Annotated in this window: 13 protein-coding genes; 5 read left to right on the top strand and 8 right to left on the bottom strand. The window is 59.5% G+C overall.

The genetic code is table 11. The features are described from left to right. Window positions 1–205 precede the first annotated feature (205 nt). Window positions 206–1,159, top strand: coding sequence for a tyrosine-protein phosphatase (locus BDB13_RS08275; RefSeq protein ID WP_094271216.1), 954 nt, complete (start codon window positions 206–208; stop codon window positions 1,157–1,159). A 72-nt stretch (window positions 1,160–1,231) separates the two neighbouring features. On the opposite strand, the gene BDB13_RS08270 is transcribed toward BDB13_RS08275, so the two are convergent. The 7 genes from BDB13_RS08270 to BDB13_RS08240 all read right to left on the bottom strand — a co-directional run bounded on the left by BDB13_RS08270 (window position 1,232) and on the right by BDB13_RS08240 (window position 7,547). Beyond that, window positions 1,232–1,891 carry a response regulator transcription factor gene (locus BDB13_RS08270; protein WP_094271215.1) on the bottom strand — a complete coding sequence of 220 codons (660 nt, stop codon included), beginning with the start codon at window positions 1,889–1,891 and terminating at the stop codon, window positions 1,232–1,234. After that, entirely contained in the window at window positions 1,888–3,159 is a 1,272-nt protein-coding gene (locus tag BDB13_RS08265) for a sensor histidine kinase (protein ID WP_176459545.1), read from the bottom strand. The genes BDB13_RS08270 and BDB13_RS08265 overlap by 4 nt, the downstream gene beginning before the upstream one ends. A 296-nt stretch (window positions 3,160–3,455) precedes the next feature. Next, the gene (locus BDB13_RS08260; RefSeq protein WP_094271213.1) at window positions 3,456–3,869 is read right to left on the bottom strand and encodes an HIT family protein; all 414 of its coding nucleotides are present in this window, start codon (window positions 3,867–3,869) and stop codon (window positions 3,456–3,458) included. A gap of 66 nt (window positions 3,870–3,935) precedes the next feature. Further along, window positions 3,936–5,357 (bottom strand): adenylosuccinate lyase, encoded by a 1,422-nt coding sequence (gene purB / locus BDB13_RS08255; RefSeq protein WP_094271212.1) that lies wholly within the window; start codon window positions 5,355–5,357, stop codon window positions 3,936–3,938. A gap of 34 nt (window positions 5,358–5,391) precedes the next feature. Beyond that, window positions 5,392–6,003, bottom strand: coding sequence for a TetR/AcrR family transcriptional regulator (locus tag BDB13_RS08250; RefSeq protein ID WP_094271211.1), 612 nt, complete (start codon window positions 6,001–6,003; stop codon window positions 5,392–5,394). Between the two features lie 64 nt (window positions 6,004–6,067). Further along, complete coding sequence (locus BDB13_RS08245; protein WP_094274772.1) at window positions 6,068–7,228, bottom strand: pyridoxal phosphate-dependent aminotransferase; 1,161 nt, start codon at window positions 7,226–7,228, stop codon at window positions 6,068–6,070. A 133-nt stretch (window positions 7,229–7,361) separates the two neighbouring features. Further along, on the bottom strand, window positions 7,362–7,547 hold the full coding sequence (locus BDB13_RS08240; protein WP_094271210.1) for a hypothetical protein: 186 nt from the start codon (window positions 7,545–7,547) through the stop codon (window positions 7,362–7,364). A 145-nt stretch (window positions 7,548–7,692) separates the two neighbouring features. On the opposite strand from BDB13_RS08240, the gene BDB13_RS08235 reads away from it, so the two are divergent. Next, window positions 7,693–9,078 (top strand): sensor histidine kinase, encoded by a 1,386-nt coding sequence (locus BDB13_RS08235; protein ID WP_094271209.1) that lies wholly within the window; start codon window positions 7,693–7,695, stop codon window positions 9,076–9,078. Here the strand turns inward: BDB13_RS08235 and BDB13_RS08230 are convergent. Beyond that, on the bottom strand, window positions 9,069–9,755 hold the full coding sequence (locus tag BDB13_RS08230) for a response regulator transcription factor (protein WP_094271208.1): 687 nt from the start codon (window positions 9,753–9,755) through the stop codon (window positions 9,069–9,071). The two genes, BDB13_RS08235 and BDB13_RS08230, sit on opposite strands and share 10 nt — an antisense overlap. Before the next feature lie 97 nt (window positions 9,756–9,852). Here BDB13_RS08230 and BDB13_RS08225 point away from each other — a divergent pair, with 97 nt between their 5' ends. From BDB13_RS08225 to BDB13_RS08215, 3 genes are read left to right on the top strand one after another with little or no spacing between them, the layout of a single operon-like run. Further along, window positions 9,853–10,659, top strand: a complete 807-nt coding sequence (locus BDB13_RS08225; RefSeq protein WP_094271207.1) for a phosphatase PAP2 family protein — start codon at window positions 9,853–9,855, stop codon at window positions 10,657–10,659. Beyond that, window positions 10,656–11,303 (top strand): DedA family protein, encoded by a 648-nt coding sequence (locus tag BDB13_RS08220; RefSeq protein WP_094271206.1) that lies wholly within the window; start codon window positions 10,656–10,658, stop codon window positions 11,301–11,303. The genes BDB13_RS08225 and BDB13_RS08220 overlap by 4 nt, the downstream gene beginning before the upstream one ends. 9 nt (window positions 11,304–11,312) lie before the next feature. After that, window positions 11,313–12,167: an aminoglycoside 6-adenylyltransferase gene (locus BDB13_RS08215; RefSeq protein WP_094271205.1), complete on the top strand. Its 855-nt coding sequence runs from the start codon at window positions 11,313–11,315 to the stop codon at window positions 12,165–12,167. The last annotated feature ends 92 nt before the right edge of the window (window positions 12,168–12,259 follow it).

Below are 12,259 nucleotides of genomic sequence, written 5' to 3'. Positions count from 1 at the left end.
ATGGTTTCTCGCCTACAAGTGAGAGTCCACTGTCACAGTCGCCCGATGCTGATGAATCAACGGTTTCCTGCAGTGCTGGCCAAGCGCAAGAGAACCAGTTTTCCCATTGGACGGGAGAGGTACCGAAATCCGGCATTTTTGCAGCACACACTCAGATCACTTCATTCATCGCAATCAGATTCCCGCTTCACGAAAGGGTTTACAGATGCCTCGAACTTCACGCAGTGCCGGTTTCCGCGCCGCCGCAACACTGGCAATCACGGGCAGCCTCCTGATTACCGGTATCGGCGGCACTGCGCTCGCCCAGGCCGATTCACTTCGGTCCGCCGGATTCGGCTCACTGGACTTCGGTTCGCTCGGTCTCGGCAGTTCGCAGCAGGCTCCCGACGCCCCGCGTCTTGTGGGTATCGACAACTTCCGCGATGTCGCAGGCACCGGAGACGGATATGAGGGATCCGGCTACACGGGATCCCTCGGCCAGCATCTCAACAAGGGCGTCTTCTACCGAGCCAACGCGTTCACCCCGAAGGGTGACGATATGGCGGCCCTCGTAAAGCTTGATTTGGCAAAGGTTTACGACCTCCGTACCGATGGCGAAATCGCCAAGGTGCCGGATGTTCTGCCGCCCGGAGTCGCCTCCGAGCACGTCTCAATCCTGGCAAAGGATGTGGATATAACGGCGATGATGGCCACAATCCGCACCCCGGAGGACATGCGCGCCGCGATGCAAGAAATGAACCGCATGTTTGTTACCGGCACAGTCGAGCGCGCCGGGTTGAAGACACTCCTCACCAACATGGCGGCAACCGATGGCCCGCAGGTCTTTCACTGCACCTCAGGTAAGGACCGCACAGGCTGGACCGCAATGCTGCTGCTCAGCATCGCCGGCGTCGACGATGCCACCATCATGAGCGACTATCTTCTGACCAACGAGTACTCGATCAACAGCATCGCCGCCGCCACGGCATATATCAAAGCCACGTACGGCGAGGGCGCAGCAGCAATCGCCGCACCGGCACTCGGAGTGGAGGCCAGTTTCCTCCAAGCCGGCCTCGACCAGGTGAAGGCGGATTACGGAACCATTGACAACTACCTGACGCAGGGCCTGGGACTGAGCCAGGACACCATCACGGCGCTGAAGGCAAAACTGCTCGGCTGAGTTTCGACACAGGCATCGCATACGAGGCGTATCCGAGTTCATGTCCGCTACCGGACGTGAACTCGGGTACGCCTATTCTGTCGAAAACTCGCGCACAACATCGTTCTGATACGCCCAGATGACAATTTGTACCCTCGTACGCACATCGAGTTTCCGGCAGATATTGCTGATATGTGACTTGACGGTGCTCAATTCCAGTTCCATCACGTCAGCCACTTCACCATTACCCAAGCCTCTCGCGAGATGCTGGACAACTTCCATTTCACGCAGGCTCAGGTCGTGACCGGGAAGCAATACCCCGACCGCCTGCTTTCGTTTGCCAAATTCCACTATCAACCTGCGCGTGAGTCGCGGCGAAAGTACCGAACCACCTTCTGCCGCAGCAATGACTGCCGCTACCAAGTCTTTCGGATCCGTGTCCTTGAGCAAGAACCCCGCCGCCCCCATGTCGAGAGCGCCGAACACGTACTCGTCGAGATCGAAAGTCGTGACAACAACGACGCGAGTATTCGGGAACTCTTTCAAAACCTCGCGAGTCGCCGTCAGCCCGTCACCGTGTGGCATTCTGATATCCATCAGCACCACGTCCGGTCGAAGTAGCCGAACTTGTTCCACCGCTTGAGTTCCCGAACTTGCATGACCGACCACCTTGATACGAGGGTCGTCACGAAGGAAAAGGTCGAACCCTTGCCGGACAACCACCTGATCGTCGGCAATAAGTACTGAGATCATGCGATAATCCTCCCGCTAATCGGCATCGTCGCCCGTACTGTCCATCCACCGATCCCATCGGGTCCGGCTGAGAATTCTCCGCCCAAAAGCGTTGTTCGTTCCCTCATTCCAGGGATACCGAAGCCCTGACCGCGCATAGCGGCCGTACTGATTCCGTCCTCGTTGTCGATCGCAACGACTACCGATGCATGATCACGACGAACATTCACGTGAACCGGACTGGTCGGCGCATGCCGAAGTGCATTCGACAATGCCTCCTGAACAATCCGATAACACGATAGCTGCACCGCACTGTCGAGTTCGGCAAAACTGCCCTCCAGTTCGAAAGTCAACGGCGAACCCGCTGCCCGACATCCGTCAATCATTTCCGGGATATCGGCGATCATCGGCTGCGGGTAATCGGGATCCCCTTCACCCAACCGCAGGATTCCCACGATCTGACGCAAACTGTCGAGTGCTCGCTGCCCTTGGTCAATTGCTCCGTCGAGCATTGCTTGCACATCGTCCGGATGGCTCGCAAGGACCTTGTTCGCCGATTTTGTCTGGATGAGCATTCCGGTGAGGTGATGGGCTGCAACATCATGCAGTTCACGTGCCATGTTCTGCCGCTCAGACGCGATTGCATCATTCAACTTTGCCTCGTGTTCCTGCCGAAGTTGTTCGATGGCAGCACTACTGGTCGATGAATACGTACGGAACTTCGCAATGACCAGACCAAAGGCAACAAGCATTCCATAGGTGAACAGAACATTGACAATCTGCACGATGATCAAATGCTGAGGCGTGTGTACCTCGCCAAGATTTTTGGTCGGCTCCAGTCCGCGTACTGCGGTCACGGCCACGTCCGTCGCCATTGCCAGCACAGTCAGCAAAACAAGTTTCATTCCCTGTGTGCGAATCGCCAGTGTCACGATCGCAAAAAGGTACAGCGGCGTCAAACCCATAGATCGGTCGTCCAGCAGCAACGTCAGGCCCGCTGTGCTGACCATCGCCACCAGAAATGAACCAACCGGAAATACGCGACGTAGACAAGCGGCAAACGTAAGAATGACGATGAGCATCAGCGCTTGAATAATCAGCGACGGCGAATGCAAGAGTCTCATTCCGACGTCACCGGCCAACTTCGTAGCCACAATTCCGAAGAGCCACACCACACTCAAAACGCCGAGCACTACCGCAGCGATTGCCGGATTACTCGGGGTCAACCGATTGATCTGAACCGAATACATCTGCTCCGACGGCAAAAACTGGCGGAAGTGCACTGACATCCGACTCCGTTCAATATCAGGCTCCCCCGGCACCCGTAGAATACTCGAGTCGAAACGATTACCAGCAGCTTGTACACCCAGTTTTACACAGGATCGGCCTTCGAAACTGCACATTCACCTGAGTCCTTCAGGGCCTCGACCAATCATGGCCGTTCACGCGCGATCCTACGAAGGAATTGTGCTCGGGAAAATGCAGTCACGCGATCTGGACTATGTAATCAATCCGAGTCGATCGCGGTACGACCGATAGACAACCACATCGCAGTTGACTGCCTCGAAGACGTTGGTATCAACCGTCAGGTCAACGCTTCCCGGATCACGGCTGCCGTGCTGTCGAGTATCGCCCGATGAGGCGTGCGGGGTTGAGCGCGCAGACCGAAGCCGTCGCCACGATTCCGGGGGATGACATGCAGGTGGACGTGGAAAACTTCCTGCCCCGCGACAGCTCCGTCGGAGAGATGAAGATTGACGCCGTCGATCGGAAGTGGTCCGGCGCGCATGGCCGTCGCGATTTTCTGCGCAACAGCGAAGATCCTGGCACCGTCGTCGGGATCCATCGTCGACAATCCACTGGCATGACGTTTCGGCACGACGAGAAGATGACCTGACGTGAACGGCCGAATATCCATGAAGGCAAGGACATTCGCGTCGTCGTAGACGACGCTGGCGGCGGCCTCGCCGGCGATGATGGCGCAGAAGATGCAGTTCATAGCCTTCGACCCTGTGCGCCTTTTTGGTAGCGGCGACTACCAGAAAGGCGCACGGGGGCGTAGCCCCTACAGAATCGGCGACGGCGCGTACGCCGCAGCTTCGGGGTTGGCGTCGACAAGCTTCTGCACCTCGGCGACAACGGATTCGACCTGAGCCGACGCGGCGCCGATGAAGGCAGCCTTGTCTTCGAGGGCTGCATCGAGCGCCGCACGATCGAGCGGCAGACGGTCGTCGGCAGCGAGGCGATCCAGAAGATCAGGTTCCTTGCCCTCTTCACGCATCGCAAGTGCCACGGCGACGGCATTTTCCTTGATGGCCTCGTGCGCGGTCTCGCGTCCGACGCCGGCGCGCACAGCTGCCATGAGTACGCGAGTGGTGGCGAGGAACGGCAGGTAGCGCGTCAGTTCCTTCTCGATGACGGCCGGGTAGGCGCCCATTTCGGCGAGCACGGTCAAGAAGGTCTCGAACATGCCGTCGATCGCGAAGAAAGCGTCGGGCAGCGCAACGCGGCGAATCACCGAGCAGAAGACGTCGCCTTCGTTCCACTGAGCGCCGGCCATCTCGGCTGCCATGGAACCGTAGCCGCGCAGGATGACCTGCAGTCCGTTGACGCGCTCGCAAGAGCGGGTGTTCATCTTGTGCGGCATCGCGGAGCTGCCGACCTGGCCGGGCTGGAAACCCTCGGTGACGAGTTCGTGGCCGGCCATGAGGCGCATGGTGTGTGCGAAGGACGACGGCGCGGCACCGACCTGGACGAGGGCGGAGATGACGTCGTGGTCGAGGGAACGCGGGTAGATCTGGCCGACGCTGGTCAGAACATTGGTGAATCCGAGGTGCTCGGCGACCTTCGTCTCGAGCTGATCCAGCTTGGCTGCGTCACCGTCCAGAAGATCGAGCATGTCCTGCGCGGTGCCCATCGGGCCCTTGATTCCGCGGAGCGGGTAGCGGTCGATCAGCTGACGCAGACGGGTCAGTGCAACCAGCAGTTCGTCGGCAGCCGACGCGAAGCGCTTACCCAAAGTTGTGGCCTGAGCTGCGACGTTGTGCGAGCGACCGGCCATCACGATGGACGAGTACTCGGCAGCGCGCTCACCCAGACGGGCGGCGACGGCAATGCCGTGGTTGTAGACGTGCTCGAGGGAGCGGACGATCTGCAACTGCTCGACGTTCTCGGTGAGGTCACGGCTGGTCATGCCCTTGTGAACCTGCTCGTGGCCGGCGAGAGCGTTGAACTCCTCGATGCGAGCCTTCACGTCGTGGCGGGTTACACGCTCACGATCGGCGATGGACTGCAGGTCGACGTTGTCGATGACCCGCTCGTAATCGGCAACGGCGTCGGCCGGAATGTCGATGCCCAGCTCGGCTTGAGCTCGCAACACCGCCACCCACAGCTGGCGCTCGAGCACGATCTTGTACTCCGGCGACCACAGAGCGGCAAGCTCCGGGCTGGCGTAACGGTTGGCAAGGACATTCGGGATGCGGCTCACGAGGCCTCAGTCTAACGGTGGAAAATCCGAACTGTTACCCCTGCACAGGTGGGGCCATCACATCGATCGATTCGAGAAGCATCCCGCGGGCCAAACCACGCGGGTCGGGGTCGTACTCCCCCAATGCCGTGATCATTGCGCCGTCGACCATCGCTACCAGCCGTCGCAGTTGACCGTCGGCAGTTGAGCGGCCCGAGCGCCTCAACGCCTCGGTCAGCACTTCGTCCAATTGCGCGCGCAACCTCAACTGCACGTCCCGTAAAGCTGGGTGCCGAGCGCAGGCAACGGATCTTTCGTACCGCGAGATCAACCGTTCGCGGCTGTCCGGTTGACTTTCGTCCACACCGAGCAGCAGTTCCACCAGCAGATCGACGGTGGATTCGGAGCCCCGCCGACGCATGGTCACTTCGTCGACACGGGCATGCGCAGCTTCCATCTCCGCCTTGCCGTTCAATTCGACGGCGCAGGCAATGAGGTCGTCGAGCGAATCGAAGTAGTAGGTGGTCGATGCCAGCGGTAGTCCTGCCCGCGTTGCGACGGCGCGGTGACGGACCGCGTCGAACCCGCCTTCCAGCAAAAGCTCAGCAGCGGACGCCACCAGCGCTTGGCGGCGTTTTTCTCCCTTGGGTGTTGCTGCTCCCGACACCGTTCCATCGTGCCAGTTGGATAGGTACCAGCATCGGAAAACAGCGCGAACGCCCTGCTGTTTGTTACCCGAGCCACGATTCGAGGCGTCGAAGCGCCTCTTCGATGTCCGCTGTGGCACCCGCAAACGAGAGCCGGACCATCCGGTTTCCGTGCACGGTGTCGAAGTCGATTCCCGGCGCCAACGCGACTCCGGTATCGGTCAGCAACCTTGAACACCAGGCAGTCGCGCCCTCGTCGCCGCAGAGATGTCCGATATCGGCGTACACGTAGAACGCGCCGTCGGCGGGGGCCAGATCGGTAATGCCGAGCCTCGGCAACCCGGTCAGCAGAAGCTCACGGTTGCGCGCATAGCGCTCGACATGACTATCCAATTCGACCTTCGAGTCGGCCGAGAAAGCTTCGATCGCGGCGTACTGCGAAATCGCGGGCGGGCACACCGTCATGTTCGACGCGAGTCGCTGCAGCGGTCGACGCAAGTAGGTAGGCACCAGCATCCAGCCGAGTCGCCAGCCCGTCATCGAGAAGTACTTGGACACCGAGCCGATGACAACCGATTCGCGTGAGGTTTCCCAGGCACTCGACGTCGGCTGATCGCCGTACCCGATGCCGTGGTAAATCTCGTCGGAAATCAGGAGAGTTCCGTGCTCGTCGCACCATTGTGCGAGTGCTGCCAACTCGTCGGGTGCGATGACCGTTCCGGTCGGGTTGGCGGGACTTGCGACGATCAAGCCGGCTGGCGGCGACGGCAGCGCTTCGAGCATCTCGACCGTCGGCTGATAGCGCGTCGCCGGTCCACAATCCAGTTCGACGACGTTGCAACCCAGCGCCGCAAGGGTATTGCGATAGGCCGGGTATCCCGGACGGGCGACGACGACGGTATCGCCTTCGTCGAATGCAGCCAGGAAGAGCAAGGTGAACGCGCCCGACGAACCTGTCGTCACGACCACGTCGTCGGCGTCGACGGTGATTCCTGAACGCTCGGAGTGGTAGCCCGCGATGGCTTCGCGGAGCGCCAAGATACCGAATGTCTCGGTGTACCCGAGAAGTTCCGTACCCAGGATCTCCTGCGTTGCACGCAATACCGGTGCCGGCGCCGGTGTCGACGGCTGACCGGCCGCCAACGTGAGGACGTCGCCATGCGTCCGCTGGCGTTCGGTGGCGGCTTTCCACACATCCATGACGTGGAAGGTCTGGATGTTCGATCGACGAGATTCTGAGCGCACACCTCGACGGTAGTCGGTACCGCCCATCGGGCGTCAGTGGGTTCTCGTTCAGTAGTTTCGACCTTACCGACCGTAATGACGGCACCGAACAGGATTGCCGACTTTGCATATCCCAGATTGATCTGCCGTGCGATCAGGTCACCCGCCCCGTGTCGAGCCCGAAGGTGAAGATTCCGGTACTCACTTCCACGGGCACGCCGAAGGTGTCGGTGAGGATGTCGGTGATCAACGTTCCCACCGCACTGATCAGCACCACGACCAACCAATAGGCCCATGGCACATACTGTTTCCGAGTGAACTGGATCGCCAGGGCGATCACCCTATGATCCAGAAATACAGAGTTACCTCGGGACCTTGCTTGCCAGCTCACATGTGAGAGTCATGTGGGTCAGAGTTGTGGGTGGTTGTTGAAAGGAAGCTGAGAACACTCGTCGCTCCCGGCCCGGACAGTAGAGACTGAACGTATGAACTTCGCGTCGTCGATTCTCCATCCATCCCAGTGGAGTGTCCGTATCCGCTCGACTGTGGCGTCGACGCTGGTCATCGCATTCTGTCTCGTGATCGCGGGAGTGGCTCTCGTATTCGTTCTCGCGAACTCGCTCCAACTGTCGGCGATAGACAGTTCCGATGCGCGGGCCACGCAACTCGCTCAACAACTCAGTGGAGAAAGTGCCACCGATCTCGACCCGTCACTCCTCTCGACGGACAGCCAGATCGGAATCGTTCAGATCGTGGGAGCTGATCACCAAGTTCTGGCCCAATCACCCGGGACCGAGAACGGAGTGCTCTCGCAGCGAGTTCTCGAACCTGATCAATCCGAATCCTTCGGCCGCGTCAAACTGTCCGACAACAGCGACTACTGGTTGATCGGCCGCGGTGTCGCGACCCCGACCGGGCTGGTCACGATCTTCGTCGGAGCTGATCGTGAACCTGTCGAGACCGTAGTGACCACTGTGGCAATACTTTTGGCGGTAGTCGGGCCCCTCGTTCTCGCGCTGGCGGCCTTCGCGACGTACCGGCTTGTAGGTTCCGCGCTCGCGCCGGTGGAACGTATCCGGACGAGAGTCGCGTCGATTTCGAGTGGTAGTCACGGCGAACGAGTGCCGGTACCGTCGGGAAATGACGAAATAGCGCGACTGGCAAAAACTATGAATGACATGTTGGCCCGCCTCGACGAAGGCGCACAGGCTCAGCAGCGCTTTATCAGCGACGCCAGCCATGAGCTGCGAAGTCCTTTGTCCACCATCACCACTGCACTCGAACTGGCACACCGCCGCCCCGAACTACTCGACGACGCGTTGATCGAGGATGCACTACTCCCCGAAGCCAGGAGGATGCGGCAACTGATCGAGGATCTCCTGACCTTGGCACGCGTCGACGAAAGCGATGTGAAACAAACGAAACTCGCTGTGGACGTGGATATCGACGACATCCTGTTCAACGAAAAGAAGCGGATCTCCGGAATCTCGGATGTCACCGTGACTGCGGCAATAGTGCCGGTTCGTGTCAACGGGGACCCGCGTTCACTGACGCGTTTGGTGCGCAATCTCGTCGACAACGCCGTTCGTCATGCGGAAACCCAAGTGTGGCTGAGCTGTTCCGAGACTGGGGGCACAGCCCACATCGTGGTCGAAGACGACGGACCCGGCATCCCGGCATCCGAGAGGGAAAGAATCTTCGGACGCTTCGTCAGGCTCGACTCCCCTCGATCGAGAGAGGGCGGCGGCTCCGGACTCGGGTTGGCTATCGCGTCGGACATCGCTGTCGCACACGCGGGAACCATCACAGTGACCGAAAGACCAGGCGGTGGAAGCAGTTTCGACATCGCTATCCCGACAAATCAGGACTGAGAATTCGAATCTGACGTGCATCGGTAGCCCACGCCGCGCACAGTCTCGATGCTGTGTGTCCCGAACGGCACGTCTACCTTTTTTCTCAAGTAGCCGATGTAAACCTCGACGATGTTCTCGTCACCCTCGTAGTTGGTGTCCCAAACGGATCGAACAATCTCGCTCTTGGTCACGACTACCCCATTGTTGCGCATCAGAAATTCGAGAACGCTGTACTCGCGGGGAGTCAAAGACAACTCAGTCGCGCCCCGGGTCACCTGATGCCTCGCAGGATCGAGCGCCAAATCGCCGACGGTCAATACCGTCGGCCGTTGCGGTGCGCCCCGCCGTACCAATGCACGCAGGCGCGCAAGAAGCACCACGAAAGAAAAGGGTTTGACCAGATAGTCGTCGGCACCGAGGTCGAACGCATCAGCCAGGTCGTACTCCCCGTCCTTCGCTGACAGCATCAGGATCGGCGTCCAGATCCGGCGGGCTCGCAGTTCGCGAACTATCTCGTAACCACTTTTCCCCGGCAACATGATGTCGAGAACAATCACATCGAACTCGTCGCTGCCCGCCGCGACAAGTCCGTCGTCACCGTTGTGTTCGACGGCAGCCACAAATCCTTCGGCGACCAACCCCCGACGAATCGTCTCCGCCAGTCGTACCTCGTCCTCAACTACCAGTACTCGCACCTTAGGCCCCCTTTCCGAACTCAGTACAACAGATTACGCACCGTCACCGAACGTGCATTCAGCGTTTCTTCAGCATTGGATGGGCAGACTTCGATCCATGCTTGCATCTGTCACGTCCCCGCATGCCGTGGTCACCGAAGTGCTGACCGAAAGCACCACCGCGGAAATCGCCGTCACGGCAATCGTCGTTGCTGCCGCACTTTTCGGATTCGGATCGATTTATCGGTCAGCCGACGTGCGATCGACGATCTTTCGAGTTGTCGGACTAACGGTAGCCCTGATGACCCTGTCGGTGCAGGTAGTTCAGAAGGGATGGCTGACAAGGTTCGACGGTCCCACAACCGATTGGATGGTGGCGCATCGAAGCAGCGGACTCAACCACGTTGCCGTTGCTGTCACCGACCTCGGTAGCCCCATAGCGACGGCAGTCCTCGGCATCGCGGCCGGCGCCTTCCTCTCGTGGCGCGCGCGGTCCGTGATTCCAGGCATCGCCGTCATCGGTACTGTCGGCGCTGCCGCTGTAGCGAGCACAGTGCTGAAAGCGATAGTCGGGCGTGAGCGTCCGCCTACCGCCACTCAGGTTCTCCTCGAGACCGACCATTCATTTCCTTCCGGCCATGTCACGGGCACAGCAGCTTTGATCGGCATCATCGTTCTCGTTGTGGCCACGCAGTACACCCCAGCGGTGAAACGCCTACTGATGCTCCTGACCGTCGTTGTCACGGTTATCGTTGCGCTCACCCGGGTATATCTCGGCGTGCACTGGCTCACCGACGTTATTGCGGGAGCCGTACTGGCAACTCTTGCAGTCACCATCGGCGGCGCAGTATTTCACTTCCTGAACAGCCGCTGGCCAGCACGGCACGGCGCACTCGCCGAGTCGGAGAACGGCGTCCTCGTATGAATCTCGCACTCTCCACCGGCGTCCTCAATCCCGACACCTTGGTTGCAACCTTCGGCCTGATCGGTTTGCTCGCAGCCGTCTTCATCGAGACGGGTCTGCTTGTCGGCTTCTTCCTCCCCGGAGACTCGCTACTGTTCACAGCGGGCGTTCTTGTTGCGCAGGAACATCCGTTTGTCCCACTGTGGGTCCTGCTACTCACCATTCCCATTGCCGCCATCGCCGGAGATCAGTGCGGTTACCTTATCGGCCGAGCTGCGGGCCCGGCTGTCTTCGAGCGCCCCGGCGCCAAACGCCTCGGACCCGCACAGTTGGCCCGTGCCGAAGCCTTCTTTGCCAAACACGGACCCCGCACCATTGTTCTGGCACGGTTCGTTCCGGTTGTACGGACGATAACTCCTGTCTTGGCCGGCGCCTCGGGAATGCCATACCGAACCTTCTTGACGTACAACATCATCGGCGGTGTGCTGTGGGGTGTTACCGTCCCGGTTCTGGGATACTTGCTCGGCGGAATCGACTTCGTCCGGGCCCACATCGAGATCATCCTCATCGCGGTTGTCGTGATCTCGGTTCTTCCCATGGCAGTGAACTACCTCCTCTCGCTGAGAAAGCCATCAAAGTCACTTGCCGAAATCGCTGATCAGTAGAATCAGAGTATGGAAGACCCCGACGCCTTGTTGACGTCCGTTCTCGAGTGGGCGGCGAATGATCCACGTATCGGCGCGGTGATAGCAACCGGCTCACGGGGACGTGGCGAGCGAGTAGACGAGTATTCCGATTTCGATCTCGAAATCATCACTCCTCAATGGCAGGAACTGTCTGCCGACCCGAGCTGGGTGCACAATTTCGGCGAAGTACTCCTGTGCATGTCATTCGACCAGATCGACAGTCTTTGGCCTGCACCGAAACTGGTTGTGTACGAGCAGGGACGTAAGTGCGACTTCATGATTGCCGGCCCGGAGCGGGTGAAATCCATGATCGACGACGGGCTCGACGCACTGTACAACCGCGGCTATACCGTTCTGTTCGATCGCGACGGCATCACCGACAAGCTACCAACTCCGGCCGGTGCACCGGCGCCGAAGTTGCCCAGTGCGGCGCAGTTTCACGAAACCGTCGAGGAATTCTGGTACGAGGCAACACAAATTCCGGTCTACATCAAACGTGCCGATCTCTGGGTTGTGAAGTTCCGCGACAACACCACAAAAGAAGACCTACTCACAATGCTCGAATGGTATGCCGCCACCGATCCCGACGGCCCTCCCGACACCTGGCACATCGGGCATCACATGAGCGAATGGTTGCCGGCAGAGATCTGGGACCGAGTGCAGCAGACTTACGGCGGAATGAGTGTCGACGAAAGTTGGCGTTCGCTTGATGCCACAGTCGCACTCTTTGCGGAGATCTCCGAAACAGTTTCCCAACGTTGTGGATTCGACTCACCTACGCCCCTGGCTACCCGGGCGAGACGACTGATCGATACCTACCGAAGTCCACACATTTCCACATAGCAACAATTCGAATACTGCTGCATATCAATAAGTCTCACCTGAACATTGCACAAATCTGTCCGGAATGTCTCTAGGAATCGAAATCCTGTTCG

Source organism: Rhodococcus sp. OK302, from assembly GCF_002245895.1.
Classification (GTDB): Bacteria; Actinomycetota; Actinomycetes; order Mycobacteriales; family Mycobacteriaceae; genus Rhodococcus_F.
This window is presented reverse-complemented; position numbering and strand designations above follow the sequence as displayed.

What these genes read in the sequence shown, in the direction of transcription:
- BDB13_RS08225 (WP_094271207.1), top strand. Translation starts at nt 9,853, where the DNA reads ATGCTTGCATCTGTCACGTCCCCGCATGCCGTGGTCACCGAAGTGCTG.
- BDB13_RS08220 (WP_094271206.1), top strand. Translation starts at nt 10,656, where the DNA reads ATGAATCTCGCACTCTCCACCGGCGTCCTCAATCCCGACACCTTGGTT.
- BDB13_RS08265 (WP_176459545.1), bottom strand. Translation starts at nt 3,159, where the DNA reads ATGTCAGTGCACTTCCGCCAGTTTTTGCCGTCGGAGCAGATGTATTCG.
- BDB13_RS08235 (WP_094271209.1), top strand. Translation starts at nt 7,693, where the DNA reads ATGAACTTCGCGTCGTCGATTCTCCATCCATCCCAGTGGAGTGTCCGT.
- BDB13_RS08260 (WP_094271213.1), bottom strand. Translation starts at nt 3,869, where the DNA reads ATGAACTGCATCTTCTGCGCCATCATCGCCGGCGAGGCCGCCGCCAGC.
- BDB13_RS08270 (WP_094271215.1), bottom strand. Translation starts at nt 1,891, where the DNA reads ATGATCTCAGTACTTATTGCCGACGATCAGGTGGTTGTCCGGCAAGGG.
- BDB13_RS08215 (WP_094271205.1), top strand. Translation starts at nt 11,313, where the DNA reads ATGGAAGACCCCGACGCCTTGTTGACGTCCGTTCTCGAGTGGGCGGCG.
- BDB13_RS08275 (WP_094271216.1), top strand. Translation starts at nt 206, where the DNA reads ATGCCTCGAACTTCACGCAGTGCCGGTTTCCGCGCCGCCGCAACACTG.